This window comes from Chryseolinea serpens, assembly GCF_900129725.1.
Taxonomy (GTDB): Bacteria; Bacteroidota; Bacteroidia; order Cytophagales; family Cyclobacteriaceae; genus Chryseolinea; species Chryseolinea serpens.
In genome coordinates this window covers 435,816-462,574 of record NZ_FQWQ01000001.1, presented here as the reverse complement: position 1 = coordinate 462,574, position 26,759 = coordinate 435,816, and the positions used below count along the sequence as shown (strand labels likewise).

Below are 26,759 nucleotides of genomic sequence, written 5' to 3'. Positions count from 1 at the left end.
GTGAGGCGGTTCAAAATGAATTTCTGTTACCAGATTTTTACTCGCGCGCTATCCGGTCTGAACATCTTATCGCCTTCTTTCACATCATATGCTTTATAGAAGGGTTCGAAGTTTGAAAGCGGTCCGTTGGCGCGGTACATGCCCGGTGAGTGAGGATCGGTGAGCACTTGGGTGCGGAGGGCTTCGTCGCGATACTTGGTGCGCCAGATGGTGCCCCACGACATGAAGAAGCGCTGTTCCGGTGTCAACCCATCGATGAGACCCGGTTTTTTGTGGTCTTTATAGAATCGCTGCAGGCCTTCATAGGCAACCGCGATGCCGCCGAGGTCACCGATGTTTTCACCCAGCGTGAACTGGCCTTGCACAAACACGCCCGGCAGGGGTTCATATTTATCGAACTGTTTTGCGTAGGCTTTGCCTTTGCCCTGGAACTTGGTCAGGTCAACGCCTTGCCACCAGTTTTTCAGGTTGCCGTCGGCATCGAACTGGCTGCCTTGGTCGTCAAAGCCGTGGGAGATCTCGTGGCCGATCACCGAACCGATGCCACCATAGTTTACGGCCTCATCGGCACGATAGTCATAGAAAGGCGGTTGCAAAATGCCGGCAGGGAACACGATCTCGTTGAAGAGCGGGTTGTAGTAGGCATTCACGGTCTGGGGAGTCATCTGCCACTCGGTCTTGTCGACCGGCTTGCCCAGTTTCTCGATCTGTTCGATTACCTGGAAGCGCGATGCGGCCAGGGCGTTGCCAAAATAAGAGGCTTTTTCGGGCGCTTTCTCGATGGCCAACTTCGAATAGTCATGCCACTTGTCGGGATAGCCGATCTTCACGGTGAAGGTGCTCAGCTTGTGCAAAGCACTTTTCTTGGTTGAATCCGACATCCAGTCGAGGCTGTTGATGCGGTCGGCAAAGGCCAATTTGATGTTTTCCACCATTTCCAGGGCCTTTTTCTTGGCTTCGGGCGGGAAGGCTTCGTCGACATAGAGTTTGCCTATGGCTTCGCCGAGATAGCTGTCGGTCACATCCAGTATGCGCTTCCAGCGGGGGCGCATCTTGTCGGTGCCGCGGAGGTATTTGGTGTTGAATTCGAACGATGCATCCACAAAATCATGGTTCAGGAACGGGGCGGAGCCCCGCAGCAGAGCCGCTTTCAAATACGTTTTCACGTCGTCGATCTTGTAGGTGTTCACAATCTTTTCGTACGCCTTCATGAACTCGGGCTCGGTCACGATGATCGTGTCTTCGTGTACGTTCAACCCGTCAAAATAGGCTTTCCAGTTTATGGAGGGTGTTAGCTTGGCCAATTCTGCCAGCGTTCTGGGGTTGTATTGCTTCACGGGGTCGCGGCTGTCTTCTTTGCTGAGCGTGGCCTTTGCCAGGTCCGTTTCCAGGCGCAGCACCAGGGCGGCGTCGGCATTGGCTTTGGCTTCAGGCACCTGGGCCAACGTGAAAAGCTTGGTCAGGTATTCCTTGTATTTTTCGCGCGTCTCCTTTGACTTCGGGTCGTCTTTCAGATAATAATCGCGCTCGGGTAATCCGATACCCCCCGAACCAAGGTACGCCCCCATTTTCTTGCTGTTTTTCAGATCCGGCAAAATGCCCAGGCCGAAAAAAGCCCCGCCGCCGGTCAGCACGTCTTCCACGAGGTAGGACTGAATGTCGTTTTTGGATTTGATGGCGTCGATCTGGGCCATGATGGGTTTGATGGGCGTGATGCCCACGCGCTCGGCGAGGGTAGAGTCCATGCCGATCGAATAGAAATCGGAAGCTTTGCGCTGATCCGTGCCTTCGGGATAGAGCTGCGTATTTTCAGCCGCTTTCTTCAGCACTTTCAAGACCACATCGTTATTGTATTCGCGAAGCTCATTGAAAGAGCCCCAGCGACCCTGGTCGGCAGGAATGTTGGTCTTGGCAATCCAACCGCCGTTCACATACTTGAAGAAGTCATCCTGCGGACGCACGGTCGTGTCTACATAGGAAAGATTAAGCCCCACACCGTCGGGCAGCTTTTCTTCTTCCACTTTCCTTGTAGAACAGGACACCGCAGTGAGGGCAACTCCTGCGAGGACAACATGCACTAGTTTTTTCATAGGTTAAGAGTTTCGCGAATATAATCATAAGCCGTAAAAAGGCTAACGGTTGGATGGGTGAATGGTCGGCGGCAGGTTTGCCCACCGGCAAACAGCATTCCGTCCATCCCCCACGTTGCGTCTCCCCGGATTTAAGAGAAGGGCATTATAACCTTACGCCGGATGTAAATGTTAAAAAATTAACGGTATTCGGGTGATGAAAAATAGGACCCCAATCGTCTAAAAATCATATATTTGCCTGCTAAAATGTAGGATTAGTTGATGCGTACCGTTCTAAAACTCTCTCTTTCAGTAGCTTTTGTAGTGGCTGGTTTCTCTTCCAACGCCCAGATTGGCGACCTTTTAGCCCCCTTCGATTGCCGCAAACACGCCGAATGGTTCCACGAGGAACCTGTTGAGGATAATGTAGTTATACCCTACCGCAGAGGCTTTTCCGCCTCCATTGCCGACGTCATTGAGGCCATCGATACCGCGGAAGCCTGGAAAACCTGGAGCAGCGTTCAGAATTATACGTTCGGCAAGGACCGTGGCGCCATGGCCATGATCACCGATCTCGACGCCCTGCATCCCTATTTCCGTGATAAAATAAAACAACTCGTCATCGACTGCCGCGCCAAAGGCATCGAGCTGGCCATTGTGGAATCCTACCGCACCCATGCCAAGCAAAACGAATACAAGACCATGGGTAAGAAATACACCAACTCCGGCGCCGGCCGCTCCAAGCACCAATATGGTCTGGCGATCGACGTTGTGCCGATCGTGGACTCCGTTGCCGTGTGGGACAATGTGGCCCTCTGGCGCAAAGTGGGCGTGACCGGTGAAAAACTAGGTCTGCGTTGGGGTGGACGCTGGCGCAAGCCTTATGACCCCGGCCATTTCGAATGGACCGGCGGCCTGACCTCCAAGCACCTTACCGCGGGCATCCTGCCTTCTGTTCCCCAAACCGACTACCCCTGCCTCGAAGAGGATCTCCAGATGCTCCGGAAGTATTGGAAAGAATGGGAAGTCACCCAAAGCGCCATGACCCGCCGGTGATGAAGATCCAATTCCCGGACGCCTTCTTCTTCGGCACCAGCACCGCCGCCCCCCAGATTGAAACCGCTTTTGAACACGATTGGCAAGGCGTGAAAGCCCGCCACGGATTTGTCTTCGACCGCACTACCGACCACGAGAAACGCTTCCAGGAAGACGCCGGCATCATCGCCTCGCTGGCGCCAAACTACCGCATGAGCCTGCAGTGGAGCAAGCTGCAACGCGAGCCCTATGGAACATTCCACCGCGAGACCGCACAGGAATACCATGCCTTTATCCAGGATCTGAAAGCAAAGGGTGTCGACATCATGATGGTGCTCCACCATTTCACCAACCCGCTCTGGTTTTCCCGGTTGGGTGGATGGGAAAAAGAAGAGAACATCCCGTATTGGGTGGACTTTGCCCGCAAAGTGGTGGATGAGTTTGGCGAATATGTGTCGTTCTGGAATACCTTCAACGAACCCAACGTGTACGCCAGCTACGGCTGGATCACGGCCTTCTTCCCTCCTTTCAAGATCAATCCGCTCCTGGCCGGTAAAGTGGTGAAGAACATGGGACTGGCCCACGACCAGGTATACGATTACATCAAAGAAAAATTCCCCACACAGCCCGTCGGCATCTCGCACAACGCCACCGTTTTTTCGGCCGAAAATCTGTTGGGTTGGTTTCCCGCGCGCCTCTCCGACTGGTGGTTCATGGAATACGTGCCCAGCCATTTCGAGAAGGCGGATTTCTTTGGCATGAGCTATTATGGAAGGATCCCCCACGACCCGTTGCCCATCACTTTCCTGGAAACACCCGAAAAGATGAAAGCCCTCGGCCGCCGCCACGACGACATCTGGGAATATCACCCCGAAGGATTGCGCACCTGCATCGACCGGTATTGGAACAAATACAAGAAGCCCATCATCATCACCGAGAACGGCGTCTGCGACGAAAGCGACTTCCTGCGTTTGCAAGCGATCCAGGATTATGCGCTCATCCTCCACGAGGCGCTGCAAGACGGCATCGACATCAAGGGTTATTATTTCTGGAGCACGTGGGACAACTTTGAATGGCACCTCGGCCCTTCTATGCGCTTCGGTCTGTATGAATGCGACCCCGTGACCATGCACCGGCGCCGGCGCCCCAGTGGCGACCTGTTTGCTTCCTTGGCCTACACCAAAAAGATCAGGGTTGCCGTTCAAAAAAAGGTGGCCAGCTAACGCCTCGATTCTCCGTATCTTTCCACGCTACAAAACACCGTGTGCCGCGCTTCTGCTTGGCGGTTGTGAAAAGTTAGTTTAGTTTTGAAACGCTACTCCCCAAACTGATGAAAAGACTGATACCCGCACTCCTTTCGCTCTTGGTTTTCTTTACGGTCAGTGCCCAGCAGAAGAAAGAGATCATGTACGTGGGCACCTACTCCGTTCGTGGCAGCCAGGGCATCTACGCCTTTACATTCGACCGCGTCAAACGCACGTTCAAACCCTTGCAGACCGTGCCGGGTTTAGAGAGCCCCAACTTCCTGGCCATCCATCCCAATCATAAATTCTTATATTCTGTCAATAGCGGAAAAGCCGATGTGAACGATAGCGAGAAGGGCTCTGTGAGCGCCTATGGCATCGATCCCAAGACCGGGAGACTGAGCGGCCTCAACAACCGGTCGTCCTATGGCGACGGCCCCTGCCACATCACGGTAGACAAAACCGGCCAGTTTGCCTTCATCTCCAACTATAGCCAAGGCAACCTCATTGTGCTGCCCCTGTTTGACGACGGCCTGCTGGGCACTCCTTCCGATGCCAAACGCTACACGGGCAACAGTGTGAACCCCAAGCGGCAGGAAGGCCCGCACGTGCACTCCACGATGATCTCGCCCGACAACAAATTTCTTTATGTAGCCGACCTCGGCACCGACAAGATCTATGTCTATAACTTCGATGAAACAAATGGCACCCTACAGCCGGCCAATACCCCGGAGGTTAACATCACGCCCGGAGCCGGTCCCCGGCACATGACCTGGCATCCGAATGGCAAATTTGCTTACGTGGCAGAAGAATTGACATCGACGGTAGGTGTCTATGCCGTAGACAAAACCAGTGGCGCCTGGACAGTGGTGGAAGACACGGTCCGTTCCCTCCCCGTCACCTTCAAGGAGCAAAACACCAGCGCCGATATCCACATCGATCCGAAGGGTAAATTCCTGTACATGTCCAATCGCGGGCTCAATGCACTCAGCATCTTCAGCATTTCACCTACGACGGGAAAATTGACGTTCGTCGGCACGCAGGATGTTGGCGGAAAAACGCCGAGAAATTTCATGATGGATCCCAAGGGTGAATTCATCTTCGTAGCCAACATGGATTCCGACAACATTGTTACCTACCGCATCAATCCAAAGACCGGTAAGCTCACCGTGGTGGGGAAACCCCTAAAGGTGCCTTCGCCGGTTTGTTTAAAGATGCTGACACTGTAGTGCCAAAAAAAACGAGTGGATCGTTCTTATGAAGAAGACATTCGCTCGCTGAATAGGCCATCGCTGAATTTTTGCTACCCTTGACCTACAATCCGTTAAAATAGGATCGCCGGCATGAGCCTTGCTTCACACAAAAGAAACAATTTCGATTTTTTGCGTTTCCTTGCGGCATCCGCAGTCATCTACAGTCACACCTACGATCTTTTCGGTTTCCCAACCGTTGAACCTTTTTTTTCCTTTAGCCATCAACAGTTAAAGTTAAGCGAGGTGGGTGTCATGATCTTCTTTTCGATCAGCGGATACCTTGTCTTCGGCAGCGCACAACGGAGCACCAACCTATGGAACTTTGCCTGGAAACGGATGCTCAGGATCTATCCGGGGTTGATCTTTGTCGTTGTGGTGAGTATCGTCCTTCTTGCATTGCTGAGCACGCAAGAACTGGCGACTTACTTTTCGTCGCCAACCACCTACACCTATTTGAAAAATGCCGGCGGTCTTTGGATCCAATATGATTTACCGGGCGTTTTCGAAAATCATAAACACTCTATCGTCAATGGTTCTCTTTGGACCATACCGTATGAGCTTACCATGTATGCTGTATTGGGGGTGCTGTTCTTTACGATCCGGCGCAGGATCGTTACCATTCTCTGGTGCTGTTTTCTAATGCTTCTTCTGCTGCAGCAGGTCTTCCAGGTGGCCGACAATTTTAGTTTTCCTTTTATCTACCTTTCGGTGCATTACTTCATTCTCTTTGGGTATTGCTTTTTTTGTGGCGCTGCCATGAACGGATGGAAGCACCGGTTGTCGTCCTTCCCGCAGATGGGCCTGATCGCGCTGATCGTATTTGGCCTCTCCATTTTCCTATGCACCTATCATATTGTATTCCTGATCCTGCTGCTTCCGGCGGCAACGGTAATTATCGGTGACAGTGATTCTCCTGCGTTTACGGCAAGGTTTGGACGGTACGGCGATTTTTCATACGGCCTTTATCTTTTCGGTTTTCCTGTTCAACAGATTGTCTATGCCGCTATAGGGAATAGATTTTCCATACCGGTCACTTTTTTCATTTGCCTTCTCTGCACATTGCCCATAGCGGTGCTATCCTGGTTCCTGGTTGAGAAACGGTTTTTAAAGCTTAAGCGGGGCTAAGTTTAATTGCTTCTACGTATACGCTTGCACGTGTTGCTGCGTGATCGGGAAAGGCAGATCGTCAGTCTTTCAGAATGCGCATTTCGACTCTCCGGTTCAGGGCGCGGGCTTCCTGGGTCATTTCGTTGGAGAGGGGCTGACTGCCACCAAACGCTTTTGTCTTCACACGGTCTTTGGCGATGCCTTTGTTCACCAGATATTTCTTCACGGCTTCTACGCGTTCTTCCGACAGCGCAAGATTGGCCTTGCTGCTGCCCTGGTTGTCGGTGTGGCCTTCCAATTGGATGACGATCTTGGTGTTTTCCTTCATCATCTGAGCAACCTCATCCAACTCGCCAAACGATTTCGGGTCGATGGTGGATTTGCCTTGCGCGAAGATCAGGTGTGTCAAGCGCATGGTTTGGCCGGTGGGTGTCAGCGAGATGTCGCGAAGCACTTTGCGGTTGGCGTCGATGTCTTTGGGATCGACGATGACGGTGCGGGGATTGTAGCCGGTGGCTTCTGCGGTGATCTGGTATTTGGCGGTGCCAAATATGGGGAACGAGAACGTGCTGTCGTTAAAACGCCCGAAGATGCTTCCGGTGGGGATGCTGCTGTATTTGACATTGGCTTTGATGCCCTTGTTGGTCCGCGAGTCGGTGACCTTGCCTTCGGCGAGGATCTCCGGCTCTTGCGCCATGACGAGGGTGACAACCATAGACAAGCCAAAGGAAATAATGAGAGTCTTCATGCGAGCAAAGGTAGATAACTTTTATAAAGTGAAACGAAACACTCCGGTGAATACCGGAATGCTTCGTTATAAATCAAGATCAATCGTTTCACCTACACCAAAAGCCTTGCCACCTTCACGGTTGCTGCCCTGTTCACCTCTTTCTCTCAGCGTTTTTTCTTCGCTGCTTTCGCCGGTTTCGCCGCTTTCTTCGGTGTCGCTTTTTTGGCTGTCACCTTCTTGGCCGGGGCCTTTTTGGCGGGAGCTTTCTTCGCTGGCGCTTTCTTGGCTGCGGCTTTGGGCTTGGCCGAAGAGGTCTTGCTGCTCGACTTTGACTTTTGGCCGCTGGCTTTCGCCTTGCTGGTTTGCGGGGACTTGGTGTTTCGGCTTTTCGGGCTCGGCGAAGAGGCTGGCTTGCTCCCCTTCTTCGATCCACTGGTTGTGGTCAGGTTCTTCTTTTTTTTTTGGCCGCTTTCCGCTGCCTCCACGAGGTTGTTCTCCTCATCTCCTTCTTCAAAACCTGTTTCTTCCGGTTCGGCCACCAACGTCACATTCGTGACCTTGTTTTGACTGAGGCGGTTGCCCAGCGCCTTCCAGCCTTTTATCTCCACGATCTCCTCCAGGTTCACCGTGTCGGTCACCTTCTCTTTGTCTTTGCCTTTCACTTCGGTCACTTCAACCTCCGGTGTCTCGGACGTGGTGACCACCACCAGGCGCGAGCCGATGCCTTCGGAGATGAAACCGAATTCCTTGTCGGCGGTGCTGGTCTCGATGAGGAAACGCTTCACCATGAATTGCTTGCTCTCGCCGTCGACATATACTGCCGAGATGGGTTTCTCGGGATTGAAGCGCTCGACGAGCAACGTCTTCTCGGGTTCGTAGCGATTGGTGATCTCGTAGCCGGTAATCTTATAAGTGCCATTGCGACCAAAAGCGATGAGTTGGTCGTCGCCTTCGAATTTGCCGAGGTACTTGCCGCGCTTTTCCTTATTGATGCGACCGGCATCGGCATCGTACCAGAGGTCGAGCTTGCTCAGCGTGGAGCCTCCGGCCTTGAGGAAGTCTACTTTCCGCAGGGGGTATTTGGTGAGGATGTTACCCCTCGCCCCGCGGCCTTTCACTTCCAATTCCGCAAAATCAAATTTGAATATCTTCTTCCGGGCGCTGCTGGACTGCGACAACTTCACCTCCACTTGCTCGGCCTCGCCATTGGGGTTGCCTGATACATAGTAGAGCTTCGAGTTCGGGTTGCCCTGTGTGAGGTCATACTCCTTGTCGCGGATCATCCCCGGCAGATTGAAACGTTTCACAAAACCCTGACCGCTCTTTCCATCGGAATAGATCACGTTATAGACCATGCGCTCGTCGCCCTTTTTCCAAATGCCCACGAACAGGATGTCCTTGCCCATGAAGGCTTTCTCCTGGATGCGCGACACGAGCATCTTGCCGTCTTTGCGGATAGCAATGATGTCGTCGAGCTCGGAGCAATCGGCGATGTATTCGTCGCGTTTCAAGCCGTAACCGACAAAGCCATCGGCACGGTTCACGTATAATTTCTGGTTGTTGGCAATTACCTCCACGGCGGTCACCGACTGGAAGCTCTTGATCTCGGTCTTGCGTTCGCGTCCTTTGCCGTATTTGGTTAGCAGGTTTTGGTAGTAAGCGATGGCATAGTCCGTGAGGTTTTTCAGGTTATGCTCGGTCTCCTTCAACTCTTTCTGCAGGTCGCGCAGCATCTCGTCGGCTTTGAACGAGTCGAATTTTGAGATGCGTTTGATGCGGATCTCCGTGAGGCGGATGATGTCGTCGCGGGTGATCTCGCGGTAGAATTTCTTTTTGTGGGGCTTCAGGCCTTTGTCGATCGTCTCGATCACTTCCTCCCAGCTTTCGGCCTCTTCGATGTTGCGGTAGATCCGGTTTTCGATAAAGATCTTCTCGAGCGACGAGAAGAGGATCTTCTCCATCAATTCGCCTTTCCGGATCTCGAGTTCCCTTTTCAGCAACTCGACCGTCTGACGGGTGTTGTATTTGAGGATGTCGCCTACGGTGAGGAAGGTGGGCTTATCTTCGATGATCACGCAGGCGTTGGGCGAGATGCTGATCTCACAATCGGTGAATGCATAGAGGGCATCCATGGCGATCTCGGGTGACTGCCCGGGTTGCAACAGGATCTGGATCTCCACGTCCTTGGCCGTGTTATCGATCACTTGCTTCACCTTGATCTGTCCCTTCTCGCTGGCCTTCACGATGGATTCCATTAAAGAAGTGGTTGTCGTAGAGAATGGTATCTCTTTGATTATCAACGTCTTTTTGTCCATTATTTCGATCTTGGCGCGCACTTTGATCTTGCCGCCGCGAAGCCCTTGGTTATAGTCGGTAAAATCGCCCGTACCGCCTGTGGGGAAGTCGGGGTAGACCTTCGGGTTCTTGCCTTTGAGCACGTCGATCGAGGCCTTGATGAGCTCATTAAAGTTGTGGGGCAGGATCTTGGTGGATAACCCCACGGCTATCCCTTCCACACCTTGTGCGAGCAACAACGGGAACTTCACCGGCAGCGTTACCGGCTCTCTCTTGCGGCCGTCGTACGAGAGTTGCCACTCGGTGGTTTGCGGGTTGTAGACCACATCGAGGGCGAATTTGGAAAGCCGGGCTTCAATGTAACGCGGGGCCGCCGCGCCGTCGCCGGTGCGTACATCGCCCCAGTTGCCCTGGGTTTCTATGAGGATATCTTTCTGGCCGATGTTGACGATGGCCTCCCCGATGGCCGCATCACCGTGGGGGTGATACTGCATCGTGTTACCGATCACGTTGGCGACCTTGTTGAACCGGCCGTCGTCCATTTCCTTCAACGAGTGCATGATGCGGCGCTGCACGGGTTTGAAACCGTCTTCGATCTTGGGGACAGCCCGTTCCAGGATTACGTATGAGGCGTAGTCCAGGAACCAGCTTTCGTATAAACCGTCGATGGCGACCGAGTGCACCTCACCGCCGCCTTCTCCATCCTGTGGCGGCACGGGGGGTCTATAGGGGGGCGCGGCTTTGGGTTTTTCTTTTTTGCTCATGATCTATGGCTTCTTCTCACGTTAATGTCTTTTTTCAATATTCCACTTAAGCTTCTTCTTCCGCAACAACAACCTCTTCCTTGGCCTCCACCTTATCCAATTCGATGCGCAGGTTGTCGATGATGAATCCCTGGCGATCGGGGGTGTTCTTGCCCATATAGAATTCGAGGATCCGGTTGAGGTGTCCTTCCTTGCCCATCAACACGGGTTGCAGGCGGATGTCTTCGCCGATGAAGTTTCCAAACTCATCCGGCGAGATCTCGCCCAAACCTTTGAAGCGGGTGATCTCGGGTTTTGATCCCAACTTCGCTACTGCGGCTTGTTTTTCTTCTTCGCTATAGCAGTAGATGGTTTCCTTCTTGTTGCGTACGCGGAAGAGCGGCGTTTCCAAAATGAACACGTGTCCTGCCTTTACCAACTCGGGGAAGAATTGGAGGAAGAACGTCATCAGCAGCAAGCGGATGTGCATGCCGTCCACGTCGGCATCGGTGGCGACGATCACTTTGTTGTAGCGAAGACCTTCGAGGCCGTCCTCGATGTTGAGGGCGTGTTGGAGGAGGTTGAACTCTTCGTTTTCGTATACTACTTTTTTGGTCAGCGCATAGCAGTTCAAAGGCTTACCCCGCAAACTGAAAACGGCTTGTGTTTCCACGCTGCGCGACTTGGTGATCGATCCGCTGGCCGAGTCGCCCTCGGTGATGAAGATCATGGAGTCTACGCCCTTTTCGTTCTTTTCGTCGAAGTGGTAACGGCAGTCACGGAGCTTCCGGTTGTGGAGGTTGGCTTTCTTGGCGCGGTCGTTGGCCAGCTTCTTAATGCCGGCGATCTCTTTCCGTTCGCGTTCCGATTGCAGGATGCGTTTCGACATCGCATCGGCAGCGATCGGGTTCTTGTGCAAATAGATCTCGAGCTCTTTCGCCACAAAGTCGCCCACGAAGCTTCTAACGGTCGCTCCATCCGGCGCCATGTTGGTCGAGCCCAGCTTGGTCTTGGTCTGCGATTCGAACACCGGCTCCTGCACGCGCACGGCGATGGCCGCCACGATGCTGGCACGGATGTCGGCCGCGTCATAGTCTTTCTTGTAGAAGTCGCGCACGCCTTTTACGATGCCTTCGCGGAAGGCGGCAAGGTGCGTTCCCCCTTGGGTGGTGTTCTGACCGTTCACAAAGGAATAGTATTCTTCACCGTATTGATTGCCATGCGACAAGGCTACTTCGATGTCGTTGCCCTTCAAATGGACGATGGGATAACGAAGATCTTCCGCGTCGGTCTTTTGCTTCAGCAGATCGAGCAGACCGTCTTTCGAGAAATACTTATTGCCGTTATAGAGGACGGTGAGACCGGCATTGAGGAAGGCGTAGTTCCACATGAGGTCGTCCAGGTATTCGGGAATGAAGTGGTAGTTCTTGAACATGCTGTTGTCGGGCTCGAACTCCACCAGGGTGCCGTTCTTCTCGTCGGTCTTGGTGACGCGCGCGTCGTTGGTGAGCACGCCTTTTTTGAATTCGGCCAACTTGGCCTGCCCTTCGCGGAAAGCCTGTACTTTGAAGTAGTTGGAGAGGGCGTTCACCGCCTTGGTACCCACACCGTTCAACCCTACCGACTTCTGGAAGGCGCCGCTGTCGTACTTCGCGCCCGTGTTGATCTTGGACACGACGTCAACGACCTTACCCAGCGGAATACCGCGTCCGTAGTCGCGTACGGTCACTTTTTGGTCGGTTATCTTCACCTCGATGGTCTTGCCATGGCCCATCATGTGCTCGTCGATGGAGTTGTCCATCACTTCTTTTACGAGCACATAGATGCCGTCGTCCTTGGAAGAACCGTCGCCCAGTTTACCGATATACATCCCCGGGCGGAGACGGATGTGCTCGCGCCAGTCGAGCGACTTGATACTCGATTCATTATATTCTAGCATAGCCGAAGGTTTTTCTGCTTTTCCCATAACACGTTTCCGGAATAAGTTAAAGAATGATACAAGCTCAAAAAATCAATTCTTGCGTTTTAAAAAGTCGCGGAAATCATCTTTCCGGGGGCATTCCTGAACGTATTGATCAATTCGCGACGAATAAAACAATTTTTAAAATCAGTTCCAGCGTTTTTCATGTTTCTAATTTTCAAAAATACATTAACTGTATCACTATAAATTAGTGATATTCAAATACTTGAATACCTTGTCTTAATCTAAGATTTAGCCGTAAATTTCCTGTACAAGCTATACACCGGCCACGCCAGGGCCCAGACCACGATCAGGATCACACTTCCATAGATCGCGAAATCGATCCGGCTGTAGTCGAATTTCTCGTTGCTGTTATACAGGGAAATAAAGCTCAATGACATCACAAAAAAGAAGTTCAGCACCACCATAAAGCCATAAAACCAGGTCCGGAAGTCGGGCCGGTGGGCAAATACTTTGCCGATGAGGAAGACCAGGGCGTTGGTGAGGATGATGAAGGAGATGGCGCCGTAGAAGAACGGGTCGCGGCCAATGGCGGTCATGCCGGTCGCTTCCTCCTGAATGACAACGTGTTCCGGAAGGCTTGCATAAACATACAGGACATCTATCACCACTACGATCACCGAAAGAAACCAAATGCCCTTTAAAATCTTTAACCCCATGTTTGTTAAATTTGGGTGCAAATTAAACGATAAATAGCCTTGAACGTAAACCCCATTGTTCTATCCATCCCTATTTTTTTCATCCTGATCGGGATTGAACTGGTGGTGGAAAGATTCACCCATAAGGATCTTTACCGCTTGCCCGATGCTATTGCCAACCTGAGCTGCGGCATCACCTCGCAATTGTCGGGGTTGTTTTTGAAGATCTTCGCCATCGGCATTTACCAGGTCCTGTTCGAGAATTTTGCTTTTTTTTCGTGGAACCTGCAAACGATGCCGGCCAGTGGGAAGGTGTTGTATTGGCTCGTTTTATTCCTTTTGGTGGACCTGGCCTACTATTGGGCCCATCGCATGAGCCACGAGATCAACCTGTTTTGGGGCGGACATGTGGTGCATCATCAAAGCGAAGAATACAATCTGTCGGTAGCGCTGCGGCAAAGCTCGCTACAGGTGGTGTGGACCTTTGCGTTTAGTCTTCCGATTGCTTTTTTGGGGTTCGACACGCTCCATTTCGCCCTTGTAGGCGCCTTAAACACGCTTTACCAGTTTTGGATCCACACCGAGACCATTGGCAAAATGGGTTGGTTTGAGTACGTTTTCAACACGCCCTCCCACCACCGCGTGCACCATGGACGCGACCCGAAATACATCGACAAGAACCACGCAGGCTCGCTCATCATCTGGGACAAGATGTTTGGCACCTTTCAACCCGAAGAAGAGAAACCGACCTATGGCATCACCAAACCCATCAACAGTTGGAACCCGGTCTTTGCCAACGTGAGCCACTATGTAGAGATGGCCCACGACCTGAAGCGCATCCCCAAGTGGTATGACAAATTCCGCTACCTCTTCAAAAAGCCAGGCTGGCTTCCCGACTACCTGGGGGGCTACCGGCCGGCGCCCGCGGTCGATAAGTCGACCTATAAGAAATACGATACCCCCGCTCCTGCCCTGCTCAACTATTATGTGGTCTTCCAGTATGTGCTTTGCCTGGTAGGCACGGCGTTGTTTCTTTTCAATGCTGGGAAGTTTTCGTTGGGCGAAAAGGGCTTTATCAGCCTGTTGGTCTGCGTGGTAGTGGTCAATGCCGGGGTGCTGTTCGAGAACCGGGCCTGGGCCAAGTACCTGGAGTGGGTGCGTATTTTTGTTTTCCCCGGGCTGTTGGCAGTGCTTTGTTTTATGAATGGCTGGGCTTCCTGGTTATATTTGCTGGCCGCTGCCTACTTTTTGATCTCAGCGAGCTGGTTTTACTTTATTCAAAAGCGATATGCGCAGATGGCTTTGGCTTAGTGTGGTGGTTGTGGGAAGTTTGTTGACGTCGTGTGGCAAAGCCCTTCCCACCCTGGACGGTGTTGATCTTGCGGCCTGGAAAGACGATAAGAATGCCTGTGGCGACAAGCGAATGGCCATGGCCGCGTTGATCGAACAACAGAAGGATAAGCTGCTGGCCCTTAGTGAGGACGATATTGTGGCCGTGCTGGGCAAGCCCGATCAGAACGAGCTGTATAAGCGCAACCAGAAATTCTTTTACTATTTTGTTCAGCCCGCACCTGCCTGTGCATCGGCCAACCCGGGGACCAAACGGCTGGCCATCCGGTTCAATGCCATGGGCCTGGCCAAGGAGCTTGCAATCGAGGATTGATTTTTTCCGTTAGCGGCATTTGCCCATATTGCCTCCGTAATCAGGCACCCTAAATCCTTTTTGCATGAAGAACATTGCTGTTATCGGTTCGGGCACCATGGGAAATGGTATCGCCCACGTTTTTGCTCAATATGGCTATAAAGTATCCCTGATCGATGTCTCGGAAGACGCCCTGAAAAAAGCGGTGGCCACCATCGACAAGAACCTGTCGCGCCAGGTGGAAAAGGGCACGTTGACGGCGGAGAACAAGCAACAGGCATTGTCGCTGATCACCACGTTCACCGATCTGAAGGCGGGCATTGCCCAGGCAGAACTGGTGGTGGAAGCCGCCACGGAGAATGTGGATCTGAAATTGAATATCTTCCGGGAGCTTGATGCGCACGCCGCGCCCGATGCTATACTGGCGTCTAATACATCGTCTATCTCTATCACGAAGATCGCGTCCGTTACGAAGCGGCCGGGCAAAGTGATCGGTATGCATTTTATGAATCCTGTTCCGGTCATGAAGCTAGTGGAGGTGATCCGGGGCTACACGACAACCGACGTAGTGACGCAGACGGTGATGGAGCTTTCGCGTGCGTTGGGTAAGGTGCCGGTGGAGGTGAATGATTATCCTGGTTTTGTGGCCAATCGCATACTCATGCCTATGATCAATGAGGCTATCTGCACGTTGCATGAAGGTGTGGCCGGTGTGGAAGAGATCGATACGGTGATGAAGCTGGGTATGGCTCACCCGATGGGGCCGTTGCAATTGGCTGATTTTATTGGACTGGATGTTTGTCTGGCCATTTTGCAAGTGTTGTTCCAGGGTTTTGGCAATCCTAAATATGCGCCTTGTCCTTTGCTTGTGAACATGGTGCAGGCGGGGCATCGTGGGGTGAAATCCGGTGCAGGGTTCTATGCCTACGCCGCGGGTAGCAAGGAATTGGTGGTCGCGCCCCAGTTCAAAAAGGCCTAACCTCGTCGTGGCCATTGCTGCGGTGCATAAGAAAACCAACGGTTGGTCCGTCGTTTTTTTCGTATGAGCGGAGTGCCGTTGGGCTAGTTTGAGTCCGTCGACGCAAATTTTGAAAAAGAGGAATCAAGATTGAAAGGTGATTTTCCAACGCCCTTAAATACGCGATGAAAAAATGTTGTTAGATTATTGGCCTCTCTTCAAGAAAACGAATGGATAGACGTCAGTTGTCAAGGATGATTCAGCGCCTCAAGGCAGGCAGCGCGTCTGACGAAGAAAAACGGAAGCTGGAACAATTTTGGCAAGATGCTTTACAGGCTCCATCGGCTTTGGATGGTTTGTCCGAAGACGAGCGCGCAACGCTGAAGCGCACAATCTACGCCAACATCCAGGCCAGGATCAATCGCACAAACGAACGCAGTAATTCGGCTAAATGGTCGCCCTGGATGTGGGGAGCGGCAGCCGCGTTTTTGATGCTCGCTGTAACGGCTGGCCTGCTTTACTGGAATTTCAATAGGCCAACGGAGATCCGAACCGAATACGGGAAGCGCGAAAAGGTCATACTCCCCGACAATTCCGAAGTGACCCTCAACGGCAATTCAACTATCCGATATCAACACCGATGGAACGATGCGTCTACACGTGAAGTCTGGATAGAAGGTGAGGCTTTTTTCAAGGTGAGACACACCGCGAATAACAGGAAATTCATCGTCCACGTCTCTGATAGTTTTAACGTGGAAGTGCTGGGCACCGAATTCAATGTCAAAAACCGCGCGCATGAGATACAGGTCATGCTGGTAGAAGGCCGGGTGAAATTGAATATTCGAGGCGAAGAGGAGCAAAAAAACCATTTTCTGGCTCCAGGCGAGCTCGCCACGGCAATGGACAAACAACCTCTAGTCCGAAATTTCGTGGAGCACCGGCAATATACTTCGTGGCAAACTGATACATTGGTTTTCAATCATACCGCATTGCGAGAGGTGGCCGTCATGCTTAAAAACGTCTATGGTTTGGAGACAAGCTTCAAAAACGCTGCTCTGCAAGACAGGCAACTAACTGGGGAGCTATATTCTTTCAACGTTGATGAGATTTTATTGGCATTGGCTGAGACGTTCGATTTGGACATTGAGCGTAATGGGAATGAGGTTCGGATTTCAGATAAACTGAAGTGAAGCTTAGCTGGCGTCGTGGGCATGGGCGACCGACTGTGAACATCTATTCCCAAAACCGCGCGACGGGGGTTAAGTTTTTGCATAAATTCCTGCTCTGATTGCCGCTTTTTTTGTCTGGCATGATTTGGGCAAAGTTTTGATTTCAAGACCCATATCCTATGTTACGCTCCTACTTTCTCGTGTCGTGGAGGAATCTCCTTCGGAACAAGACTTTCTCCATCATCAATATTGCTGGGCTCGCCATCGGGATGATGGTGGTGCTGCATATTTATCGCTTTGTGACGGCGGAGCAAAGCTATGACGCGTTTCACAAAGATGTGGAGCGGATCTTCCGCGTTCCGCTCGCCTATACTGAAAATGGAGATATTGTCAGGAGTTCGGCGGCCAATTGTCCTGCCGTGGGCCCGATGCTGAAAGAAGATTTTCCGGAAGTTGAATATTTTACGCGACTCGCAAAATCGGAAATCGCCAGTCCTTCGCTGACGGTTTCATACACCAACCCTGCCGGGCAGTCGGTTGCTTTCAATGAGTTCAATTTCTTTTATGCTGATGAAGGATTCTTTTCGGTATTTAGTTTTCCTTTTGTCGAAGGAGATCCGCTGACCAGTCTGCAAAAGGCCGGATCGATCGTGCTGACGGAGCGAGTGAAGAAAAAATATTTCGCTGATGAGAGCGCGCTGGGGAAGACGATGCGACTGAACCAGTCGGCCTATATCGTTACCGGCGTGATGAAGGACGTGCCGGAGAATTCGCATCTTCAGTTTGATGCGATCTCTTCATTTTCCACCGTTGGAGAAAGGTTTCGTTATGATGACTGGGGATGGCCGGCTTTTTACACGTATGTCAAGCTAGCGCCCGGCGTAGATAAAGCCAACCTTGAAAAGAAATTTCCCGCGTTTGTGAGAAAATATGTGGGCAACCAGGAGAACGACGAAAACAGATATGCGTTCGATCTCCAGCCGGTGACAGAGATCCACCTGCAGTCCAATCTCGCCATTGAACAAAGCGTGAACGGCAGCGCCAGGACGATCCGGTTCATTTCGTTGCTTGGCATTTTTATCCTGGCCATTGCGTGGATCAATTATATCAATCTCTCTACGGCGAAGGCGATTGAACGTGCCAAGGAAGTCGGTCTGCGGAAAGTATCCGGAGCCAGTCGGAAGCAGCTGGTGATACAGTTTATTTTTGATGCCTGTCTTATTAATGCGATGGCGCTCGTGCTGGCCATCGTTTTCCTGACGGCCACTACTCCAGCGTTTGAACAGCTCACCGGAAAACACATTGCCACTATTCTTTTCACTTCAGGTGACTTATATACATTCTCCTTTTGGTTTTGGATCATCGCGACGGTGCTGACGGGAATTCTCGTTGTCGGCTTGTATCCTGCGCTTCTTCTTTCGTCATTCAATCCCGCGCTTGTTTTGAAAGGAAAATTCACAAAATCGAAATCAGGCACTGCGCTTCGCAAAAGCCTCGTGGGTTTTCAATATGTTATTTCCATCTTCCTCATCGCCGGTACGGTGGCCGTATCGCGCCAAATCAATTTTATGCAAAGTCAGGATCTGGGCTACAACAAAGACCAGGTGCTGGTGATGCGCGGGCCGTCTGTTTATGATTCTACCTTTTCTGCCCAAGTGAATTTCTTCAGGAACCAACTCAAAACGATCCCGGCTGTTGAGAACTTTTCTGCGAACAGTGCGCTACCCGGTCACCTGTTGCCCTACCCAAACACCATCCGTCGTGCTGACCAACCAGTGGATAAAAACACGAGCTATTACCCGGTTGGCATAGACGATAACTTTTTTACGACCTATGAGATGCCGCTTGTGGCGGGAAGAAATTTCGCGCCCAACGAGCGTTTTTATTACAGCAGTCTTCCTCGGATGACCTTGATGAATTTTTATCAGGCACCATCGGTCGGTGCGCATGAGGGCTCTGATAAGATCATTATCAACGAGAAGCTTTGCCAGCGACTGGGTTTTAAAACACCGCAAGATGCCATTCATGAGCGTGTGAAATTTCGCACGTGGGAGGAGTTTGAAGGCGAGATCATCGGCGTGGTGAAGAATTACCACCAGGTTTCGCTAAAAGACGGTTATAGTGCGATCGGATATTTTTATCCCAGTTACGATCAATGGAGTTTTTTTTCAGCGCGCATCAATGGTCATGATCTTCCCGGGACGATCGAGCAATTAAGAAAAAGTTATGCATCAGCCTTTCCGGGAAATGCTTTTGAATACTTTTTCCTGGACGATTACTTCAATAACCAGTACAAGGATGATCAGCAGTTCAAGCAGATCTTTACGGTATTGACAGCACTGGCGATCGTGATTGCGTGTCTGGGTTTATTGGGACTTGCGTTATTTTCAGTAAGTCAGCGGTTAAAGGAGATCGGGATCCGTAAAGTGCTTGGCGCTTCGGTGTCGTCCGTTCTTATTTTATTTTCAAAGGACTCGGTCCGGCTGCTGGTCATTTCCTATGCTGTGACGTTGCCGTTCATCTGGTTCGCCGTGGACTCATGGCTGAACAATTTTGCCTTTCATATCGGCATGGAGTGGATCATTTTTTGGGTGCCGCCGGTTTGCCTGTTGGTGGTTTCGCTGAGCACGGTTGTCGTGATCACGTTGAAAACAGCGTTGATGAGTCCGGTGATTTCGTTGAGGAGTGAATGATGTTGTGTCGGCGCCAAGATATGGTGGGGTTGCTGAATGTGAGTTGTTGGTGGGACACCAACAACTGGGCTTGTGGTCTTTTGAATAGAGGCGGTGAAGGATGGACGGACTTGGAATGGATAGCCCGCCCGAACGTACCGTGGGTATATTTCAATAGAGCGCTAGTCACACGTTCGGTACGGGCGGGCTCCGAGGGGGCCGCCAAATAAGGCAGGTTCCATTCTTGCAAAATGCCTGCCTTTTAAACAGGGGAACACCGTCCCCAATATAATTAATTGACCCTCCATCACGTCTTTCCTTATCTTAATCGTTATCCGGCTTGTGGAATGATGAGAAACTGGCCTTGACCCTCTCTAGAAAGAAGAGAAGGGATCACCTAATACTGCAACGATGAGCACTATTGAACGGAGGGAATTTATCAAAATGGCCGTGATGGCGGGAGCGGGAAGTATGGTTTTGAACGACGCCACGGCGCGGGCCTTGGATGGAGCCGGAAAAACTGAGAAACAGCCGATCGATCATGCTGGCGGTGCAAAGAAGAAGGTCATCATTGGCGGAGGTGGAATCAGTGGTCTTTGCTGTGCCTATGAATTGATGAAGGCGGGTCACGAAGTGGTGGTGCTGGAGGCCTCGGGTCGGTTTGGGGGATCGGTGCTTACGGTGCATGACGGACTGGCGGATGGACTTTATGCAGATTTTGGGGCAGAGAACTTCACGAAGCCGGGCTATAAAAACTACTGGAAATACGTAGACGAATTCAAGCTTACGGCCCTTCCCTATCTGCACCGGAAAGACCGGTTGACGAGAATAGACGGGAAATGGTATACGGAAGAACAACAGCTGGAAGCGCTCCTTGTGAAAGCGAAGGAGCTTGGAGGGTTTAGCAAGCGGGAAGTAAAATATCTGTCGTCGACTTCACCGTCCCACATCGAATCAAAATTGCAGTCACTATACCTGCAGCCCTACTTTGAGAAGTTCAAGGACGAATATCAGCCGTTTGGTATAGGTCTCGATCCGCTGGAAAAGATATCGATCCAGGACATCTATAAAAAGGAAGGTGCTTCGGCGGCGGCGCTTAGTCTGCTGGGGGACGGTGACTCGTCGGCGCTGTATGCGATATGGCAGGCTTACATTATGCGGAAGCGTGAGTATGATCTGGATTATGAGCTTTATCGCCTGAAGGGCGGTAATCAGGTGTTGACCAATGAATTTGGTAAACGCCTGGGAACCCGCGTGAAGCTCGATTGCCAGATTCAGGAAATTGAACACGGAGAGAGTGGCGTGACGATAAAGTACCGGGAGTTTGGTGAAGAGAAAACCATTTCCGGCGATTATTTCGCGAGCTGTCTGCGTCCGACGGCATTGCGAAATATTCCATTCAAACCGGAGCTGCCGCCGGAGAAACGTTTTGTTTTTGACAACATCGCGTTTGAGAAAACCACCCGCATTGTCTTCCAGGCCCGATCTGCCTTCTGGCGCAATGATGGTCCGGGTATTAACCTGACCTTTAATCATCCTTCGTTGCGAACCATCTGGCAGGTTGCCGATGAAGTTGAAACAGACCGGGTGTCGCTCATGGCCAAGGCTCCGGGTGGCACCAATCCGATGCGAACATTGGAGGCCTTTAAAGAATTGTATCCGGGAAACAAATCCAGTATTACAATCGAACAAACGCTGGTGAAGGATTGGTCCGCCGGCCCCTTTAGCGCCGGCTGTGAACGCGTGGGCTATTCAGCGCTTGGGAGTCTGTCGCAGTTCTGGCCCCATGTGATCACTCCCCATGGGAGAATCCATTTTGCCGGAGGCCATGCCGATAACCGCTCGTGGGGAATGGAAGCCGCCACCAATTCGGCGAATCGTGTGGCCCAGGAAATCAATAACGCCTGATCAAAATAGAAGATACCTGATTGTATTCCGTATGAAATTCACTTCTGTTTTCATCTTCTTTGCCGTGGTGCAATTCCTTTGTTTCATCGAGCCCTGGGCGAATGCTGGTAGCCCGTCCGTGGCAGCTGACACTGTTGCACCGGAAATGCCAGAGGAAACAATAATCAAGTCCGTCGAGGTGCATCAACCTTCTGAACCCAGGGTAGAAATTCTGACGCCCCATGAAAATGAATCCTTCACCTGGGGAAGTCAGGTCCGCTACGCGATCGCTGTTGCCGATGCCGTGGATGGCGCGTCAAAGTACGGCGAAATAACCGCTACTGAATGTCTGCTGGAAATAGAATACCTCCCGGCAACTATCGCGACAGACGTAAAAGCGATCGTGGCGAAAGCCGCATCAAGACCAGAGCCCCCGGGGCTCTCGCGGATGAAGATGTCCACTTGTTTTGGGTGTCATGCCGACAAGATCACACTGGCAGGACCGTCGTTTGCGGAAATTGCCCAACGCTATGGAAATCAAACCGGAAGCAGCAGGCTTCTTGGAAAACGTATTATCGAAGGATCCTCTGGTGTGTGGGGCGCGTCGGAGATGCCATCGCACCCCGATATCACAACGGAAGCGGCAGAGCAGATTGCAACCTACATCCTGGAACAAGGCGCTAAAAAAAACAGCTGGATTTATCCGGGATTTGAAGGTACGTTTCGCATCATCGACAAACCTGCAACGGATGCCAAAGGTGTCTATCGCCTAACGGCAAGCTATACGTCGAAAGCGCAGCGACGTGGTCAGCATTCCGTGGTGTTTAAAGTCGAATAGTGGGCACTTATCGGTGAGGATCTTTTAAGGCAAATCATTTCTTATTGTAAATTTTATCGTGACGATATACTCCCGGTCCCCGGTGTGTACACTTTTTTACGTCATTTGGTTAGACTACTCTTTCCATTTCCAATGCACTAAACTTGCCTGGCGCCCGCCGGAACGCACCGTGGGTATATTTCAATCGAGAGCTATTCATACGTTCGGTACGGGCGGGCCCGGCCAGGGATAGCAGTGGAAAGCCCACAGCGACGGGTGGGCCGGTGCGCGGGGCGAGGACTTGGAACGGATAGCCCGGCCCCGAGGCCTCCGAGGGGGGCCGCCCGGTAATACACCAGGACGGGGAATCCGCGTTCATCACGAACGATCCTCGAGGAGGTGTTTAAGGTTCCTAGGCTTTCGTCTTCAATAAATCCCGGATTTCAGTGAGCAGTATCACGTCTGCGGGGGGTGCGGGAGGAGGTGCGGGAGTTGTGGTCGCGTCTTTCCGCTTGATGGCGTTCATGCCCTTCACCATCAGGAAAATAATGAAGGCCAGGATCATGAAGTTGATCGCTACGGTGAGGAAGTTGCCCCAGGCGAAAACAGGCCCAAGCTCTTTTGCCTTGGCCAGCGACAGCTGGGGCTCGGCGGCTTTGGCGGCGATCACTTTTTCGCTAAGCGCGATGTAGAGGTTGCTGAAGTCAGCCTTGAAGACAATGCCCACCAGGGGCATGATGAGATCGTTTACAACGGAATTGACGATGGTTCCGAACGCTGCGCCGATGATGACACCAACGGCCAGGTCCATGACATTTCCGCGAAGGGCAAATTCTTTGAATTCTTTCAGCATGTGTGGCGAGGGTTAGGTTAAAGTGAAATTAAGCCTTAATGGCCTAACAACAAAATGATCGTTTCGTTACCACCTTTTTTGGGCCTCCGAATTTTGGTATCTTTTAGGCCGCGAAAGCAAACTATATGTCGAAGAAAAAGGGCGCTCGAAAAAAAGGCGGACAAGGTTCCGCTCTCCCCGGCAAGGCGCTGAAGAAAAAGAAGACGGCCCCTTCGCTGAAAAATACGGATAAAGCCCTGAGAAAGAGCCAGCAGCAATTGAGCCTGGCGCTGAAGGCCGCGAAGATGGGCCTCTGGGAATGGGACCTGCGCAAGGAAAAGATCCACTGGTCCCAGGACGTGCACCGGATCTTCTCTGTTTCCCAAAAAGCCTTCGACGGCTCCTTTGAAGGCTATCTCAAACTGATCCACCCCGACGACAAGGCGTTCCTGCTGGCCACGATAAAAGAAACCTTGTCGGAGCGCAAGAACTACTACGTCCGCCATCGCATTGTGCACAAAGACGGCACCGTGCGCTGGGTGGAAGCCCAAGGCGATGTGGTGCTGAACAAGAAAGGCAAGCCCGTGAAGCTTACTGGAACAGTACAAGACATCACCGACAAAAAGACGGACGAACTGGAAAAGGAGGACTGGAAAACGCGCTACGAACTGGTGGCGGCTTCTACCGGCCAGGTGATCTATGACTACGATACGGCTACGGGCCGGATTGCCTGGAGCAACAATATGCGGGCGGTGTTTGGCTATACGGGAAAAGAACTGAAGGACATAAAAAAGTGGGAGAGCCTCATCCATCCCCACGACCGCGAGCATGCCTCCCGCGAACTGGACCGGGCGGAAGCTTCGCTAAAACCTTTTGACATCCAATACCGCTTCAAAGTGAAAAGCGGCGAGTATAGGTTTGTTCACGACCGCGGTTTTTTCATCACCCTCCCCACGGGCAAAGTGCACCGGATGTTGGGCGCTATGGAGGACATTACGGACGATGTGAAAACAGAGGAGAGCCTTGTGCAGAGCAATCGCTTTAAGGAAAGCCTCGAAAGCGCCTTGCCCGGCATGCTCTATGTTTACGACCTGCAGGCCCAGAAAAATGTCTATCTCAACCGGAACGTATTCTCCCTTTTAGGCTACACGCCTGAGGAGATCCAGCGCATGGGTTCAAGCTTCGTGTCGCGCCTGATGCATCCCGACGACCTGTCGGCAGCACCCGTGTGGACGAATGAGCCTTTTGGTGTGGTGAAGGAAATCGAGTATCGTTTGCTCTCCAAGAAGGGAGAATGGAAATGGTTCATGGGGCGCGACACGCCCTTTCAACACGACAAGAACGGGAGGGTGACGCAGATCATTGGCATTGCCCAGGACATCACGGCCAAGAAGGAGAATGAGAACCTCATCCACGAAAGTGAAAAAAGCTACCGCGAGCTCTTCAACCTCCTGGGCCAGGAGATCTATGTGCTCACGGCCGAAGGCACATTCATCGATGTGAACGAGGGGGCGTGCCGTGAGTCCGGATACGAGAAAGACGAACTCATCGGCCAGACACCTGCCTTTCTGGGTGTGGACGACAAGAATAACAGCGCCTTTGCCGACGAAGTGTTGCGGCTGGCCAACGTGGGCATCCCGCAGGTGACCGATTGGTCGGGCAAGAAAAAGAATGGAGAAGCCTTTTTGAAAGAGGTGAGGATCGTGAAAGGGTCTTATTTTGGAAAAGAAGTGCTCATTGCGGCCGCATGGGACATCACCGAGCGGAAGCGCACCGAAGACGCCCTGCGCTACAGCGAGCACCGGTTCCGGAACCTGATCCGAAACCTGAACGTGGGCGTGTTGCTGCGCGGGCCCGAAGCCGAGGTGCTGATCGGCAACAAGTCGGCCTTGCAACTGCTGGGCATTTCGGAAGACCAGCTGATCGGCAAGACCTCCTTTGACCCCGAGTGGAACGTGATCCTCGAAGATGGGACCGACTTTCCCAATGCAGAGCATCCGATCCATGCCGTGATCCGAAACCACAAACCGGTGTTGGGCGTGGTGATGGGCGTGTATCATCCGAAAAAGAAATCCCGGGTGTGGCTCTATGTTAACGCAGAGCCTATCCTAAATGTGGATGGAGAGTTAAAGGAGGTGGTCTGCACCTTCACGGACATCACGGAGCGCAAAAAAATCGAAGAAGAGCTCATCGAAAGCGAGCAACGGTTCCGCACCATGCAACAGGCATCGTTTGGCGGTATCGGCCTGCACAACAAGGGGATGATCATCGACTGCAACCAGGGGTTGTGCGACATCACCGGCTATACACGCGAGGAGTTGGTGGGGATGAACGGCTTATTGCTCGTCGCGGCCGAATACCGGCAGGAGGTGATGGAAAAGATCGTGTCGGGTTTTGAGAAGTCCTATGACGTGGAGGGTGTGCACAAAGACGGCACGCGCTATGCGTTGGAAATACAGGCCAAGAACATTCCCTACCATGGCGAGATGATCCGCGTGACCGAGTTTCGCGACATCACTGACCGCAAGCTGGCCGCCGAAAAGATCCTGGAGCAAAACGCCCGGCTGGTCAACATCACCGAGGACATGAAACGGAAAAACGAGCAACTGGAAGAGTTCACCCAGATCGTGTCACACAACCTTCGTTCGCCGGTGGGCAACATCCTCACGCTGCTGAGTTTTTTCGAATCGTCGGCGAAGGAAGAAGAGCGCGAGGAGTACCTGGGACTGCTTAAAGAGTCGGGGGCCACCACCCTGCGGACGCTGCATGAGTTGAACGAGGTGCTCAAGATCAAACAAAACAAAAGCCTGGAGCGGCAGAAAGTGTCGTTCGAGGATGTGCTGCAGAACAGCAAGAGCATGCTCAGCGCCAAGATCGCCGAGGTGGGCGCCTTGATCCACAGCGACTTCGCCGGGGCGCCGATGATCTCCTACCCCAACATCTACCTGGAGAGCATTTTCCTGAACCTGCTCAGCAACTCGTTGAAATATATACGGCCCAACCTAAAACCGGAGGTGTGGTTGAAAACCTATTATAAAGACGGGAACATCGTGCTGGAGGTGAGCGACAACGGTTTGGGCATAAACCTGGAGCGCTATGGCCATCAGGTTTTTAAACTGCACAAAACATTTCACCGCCACCCGGAGAGCCGGGGTATAGGATTATTCATGATAAAAAATCAAATTGAGGCCATGGGTGGCGAGATCGCCGTTCAGAGCCAGGTAAACCAAGGCACAACTTTTATTGTTAACTTCGATAAGTACAATTTCAATGACAACTAATACTCCGATCATCGCGCTGGTAGACGACGACAAGGTTTTTCAACTCACCTCGTCGCGCACGCTGCGTGCCGCCAACCTCGCGAACAACATCCTGCAGTTCGAGAACGGAGAAGAAGCCCTGCAATTCCTGAAGGAACACGCCTCGGAAAGCGATGCCCTCCCCGACTATATTTTCCTGGATATCAACATGCCCTATGTGGATGGCTGGATGTTCCTGGAGGACTATGCCACGCTGAAACTCAATCTCAAAAAAGAGATCTCCATCTACATGGTGAGCTCCTCCATCGATCCACGCGATGTGAACCGCGCCAAGCAAGACAAAAATGTGCGGGAGTATATCATCAAGCCCGTGAGTCGCGAGAAATTTATCGAGCTATTGAACCGGGCGGCTGCCTGATCCTTTTTT

The 26,759-nt window shown here is 52.1% G+C and carries 19 protein-coding genes; 13 read left to right on the top strand and 6 right to left on the bottom strand.

From position 1 onward, the window contains the following. Positions 1-26: 26 nt before the first annotated feature. Positions 27-2,090 carry a M13 family metallopeptidase gene (locus BUB30_RS01765; protein ID WP_073130411.1) on the bottom strand — a complete coding sequence of 688 codons (2,064 nt, stop codon included), beginning with the start codon at positions 2,088-2,090 and terminating at the stop codon, positions 27-29. Between the two features lie 261 nt (positions 2,091-2,351). Here BUB30_RS01765 and BUB30_RS01760 point away from each other — a divergent pair, with 261 nt between their 5' ends. From BUB30_RS01760 to BUB30_RS01745, 4 genes are all read left to right on the top strand, one after another. Further along, on the top strand, positions 2,352-3,125 hold the full coding sequence (locus BUB30_RS01760; RefSeq protein WP_084137843.1) for a M15 family metallopeptidase: 774 nt from the start codon (positions 2,352-2,354) through the stop codon (positions 3,123-3,125). Beyond that, positions 3,125-4,327, top strand: a complete 1,203-nt coding sequence (locus BUB30_RS01755; RefSeq protein ID WP_073130407.1) for a family 1 glycosylhydrolase — start codon at positions 3,125-3,127, stop codon at positions 4,325-4,327. Before BUB30_RS01760 ends, BUB30_RS01755 begins: the two co-directional genes overlap by 1 nt. 107 nt (positions 4,328-4,434) lie before the next feature. Further along, positions 4,435-5,577 (top strand): lactonase family protein, encoded by a 1,143-nt coding sequence (locus tag BUB30_RS01750; protein ID WP_073130404.1) that lies wholly within the window; start codon positions 4,435-4,437, stop codon positions 5,575-5,577. Positions 5,578-5,691: 114 nt separating this feature from the next. Then, the gene (locus BUB30_RS01745; RefSeq protein WP_073130401.1) at positions 5,692-6,726 is read left to right on the top strand and encodes an acyltransferase family protein; all 1,035 of its coding nucleotides are present in this window, start codon (positions 5,692-5,694) and stop codon (positions 6,724-6,726) included. 61 nt (positions 6,727-6,787) lie between these two features. Here BUB30_RS01745 and BUB30_RS01740 read toward each other — a convergent pair whose 3' ends face one another. From BUB30_RS01740 to BUB30_RS01725, 4 genes are all read right to left on the bottom strand, one after another. Continuing rightward, positions 6,788-7,456 (bottom strand): OmpA family protein, encoded by a 669-nt coding sequence (locus BUB30_RS01740; RefSeq protein WP_084137841.1) that lies wholly within the window; start codon positions 7,454-7,456, stop codon positions 6,788-6,790. A gap of 146 nt (positions 7,457-7,602) precedes the next feature. Next, positions 7,603-10,497: a DNA gyrase/topoisomerase IV subunit A gene (locus BUB30_RS01735; RefSeq protein WP_073130397.1), complete on the bottom strand. Its 2,895-nt coding sequence runs from the start codon at positions 10,495-10,497 to the stop codon at positions 7,603-7,605. A 46-nt stretch (positions 10,498-10,543) separates the two neighbouring features. Next, a complete protein-coding gene (locus tag BUB30_RS01730; protein WP_143164729.1) occupies positions 10,544-12,415 on the bottom strand; it encodes a DNA topoisomerase IV subunit B in 1,872 nt (623 codons plus the stop codon). Positions 12,416-12,681: 266 nt separating this feature from the next. Continuing rightward, entirely contained in the window at positions 12,682-13,116 is a 435-nt protein-coding gene (locus BUB30_RS01725) for a hypothetical protein (RefSeq protein ID WP_073130392.1), read from the bottom strand. 39 nt (positions 13,117-13,155) lie between these two features. Between BUB30_RS01725 and BUB30_RS01720 the strand changes: the two genes are divergently transcribed. From BUB30_RS01720 to BUB30_RS01690, 7 genes are all read left to right on the top strand, one after another. After that, positions 13,156-14,406, top strand: coding sequence for a sterol desaturase family protein (locus BUB30_RS01720; RefSeq protein ID WP_073130390.1), 1,251 nt, complete (start codon positions 13,156-13,158; stop codon positions 14,404-14,406). After that, entirely contained in the window at positions 14,384-14,758 is a 375-nt protein-coding gene (locus BUB30_RS01715) for a hypothetical protein (protein WP_073130387.1), read from the top strand. Before BUB30_RS01720 ends, BUB30_RS01715 begins: the two co-directional genes overlap by 23 nt. Positions 14,759-14,822: 64 nt before the next feature. Further along, entirely contained in the window at positions 14,823-15,716 is an 894-nt protein-coding gene (locus tag BUB30_RS01710) for a 3-hydroxybutyryl-CoA dehydrogenase (protein WP_073130384.1), read from the top strand. Between the two features lie 209 nt (positions 15,717-15,925). Then, positions 15,926-16,885 carry a FecR family protein gene (locus BUB30_RS01705; protein ID WP_073130382.1) on the top strand — a complete coding sequence of 320 codons (960 nt, stop codon included), beginning with the start codon at positions 15,926-15,928 and terminating at the stop codon, positions 16,883-16,885. A gap of 158 nt (positions 16,886-17,043) precedes the next feature. Beyond that, positions 17,044-19,557 carry an ABC transporter permease gene (locus tag BUB30_RS01700; RefSeq protein WP_073130379.1) on the top strand — a complete coding sequence of 838 codons (2,514 nt, stop codon included), beginning with the start codon at positions 17,044-17,046 and terminating at the stop codon, positions 19,555-19,557. Between the two features lie 390 nt (positions 19,558-19,947). Further along, positions 19,948-21,444 (top strand): flavin monoamine oxidase family protein, encoded by a 1,497-nt coding sequence (locus BUB30_RS01695; RefSeq protein ID WP_073130376.1) that lies wholly within the window; start codon positions 19,948-19,950, stop codon positions 21,442-21,444. Positions 21,445-21,475: 31 nt separating this feature from the next. Further along, positions 21,476-22,261 (top strand): c-type cytochrome, encoded by a 786-nt coding sequence (locus BUB30_RS01690; RefSeq protein ID WP_073130373.1) that lies wholly within the window; start codon positions 21,476-21,478, stop codon positions 22,259-22,261. Positions 22,262-22,652: 391 nt separating this feature from the next. On the opposite strand, the gene mscL is transcribed toward BUB30_RS01690, so the two are convergent. Further along, positions 22,653-23,093: a large conductance mechanosensitive channel protein MscL gene (gene mscL / locus BUB30_RS01685; RefSeq protein WP_073130371.1), complete on the bottom strand. Its 441-nt coding sequence runs from the start codon at positions 23,091-23,093 to the stop codon at positions 22,653-22,655. A gap of 125 nt (positions 23,094-23,218) precedes the next feature. On the opposite strand from mscL, the gene BUB30_RS01680 reads away from it, so the two are divergent. Both BUB30_RS01680 and BUB30_RS01675 read left to right on the top strand, forming a co-directional pair. Beyond that, complete coding sequence (locus BUB30_RS01680; RefSeq protein ID WP_073130367.1) at positions 23,219-26,353, top strand: PAS domain S-box protein; 3,135 nt, start codon at positions 23,219-23,221, stop codon at positions 26,351-26,353. After that, on the top strand, positions 26,343-26,750 hold the full coding sequence (locus BUB30_RS01675) for a response regulator (protein WP_073130364.1): 408 nt from the start codon (positions 26,343-26,345) through the stop codon (positions 26,748-26,750). The genes BUB30_RS01680 and BUB30_RS01675 overlap by 11 nt, the downstream gene beginning before the upstream one ends. Positions 26,751-26,759 lie beyond the last annotated feature (9 nt).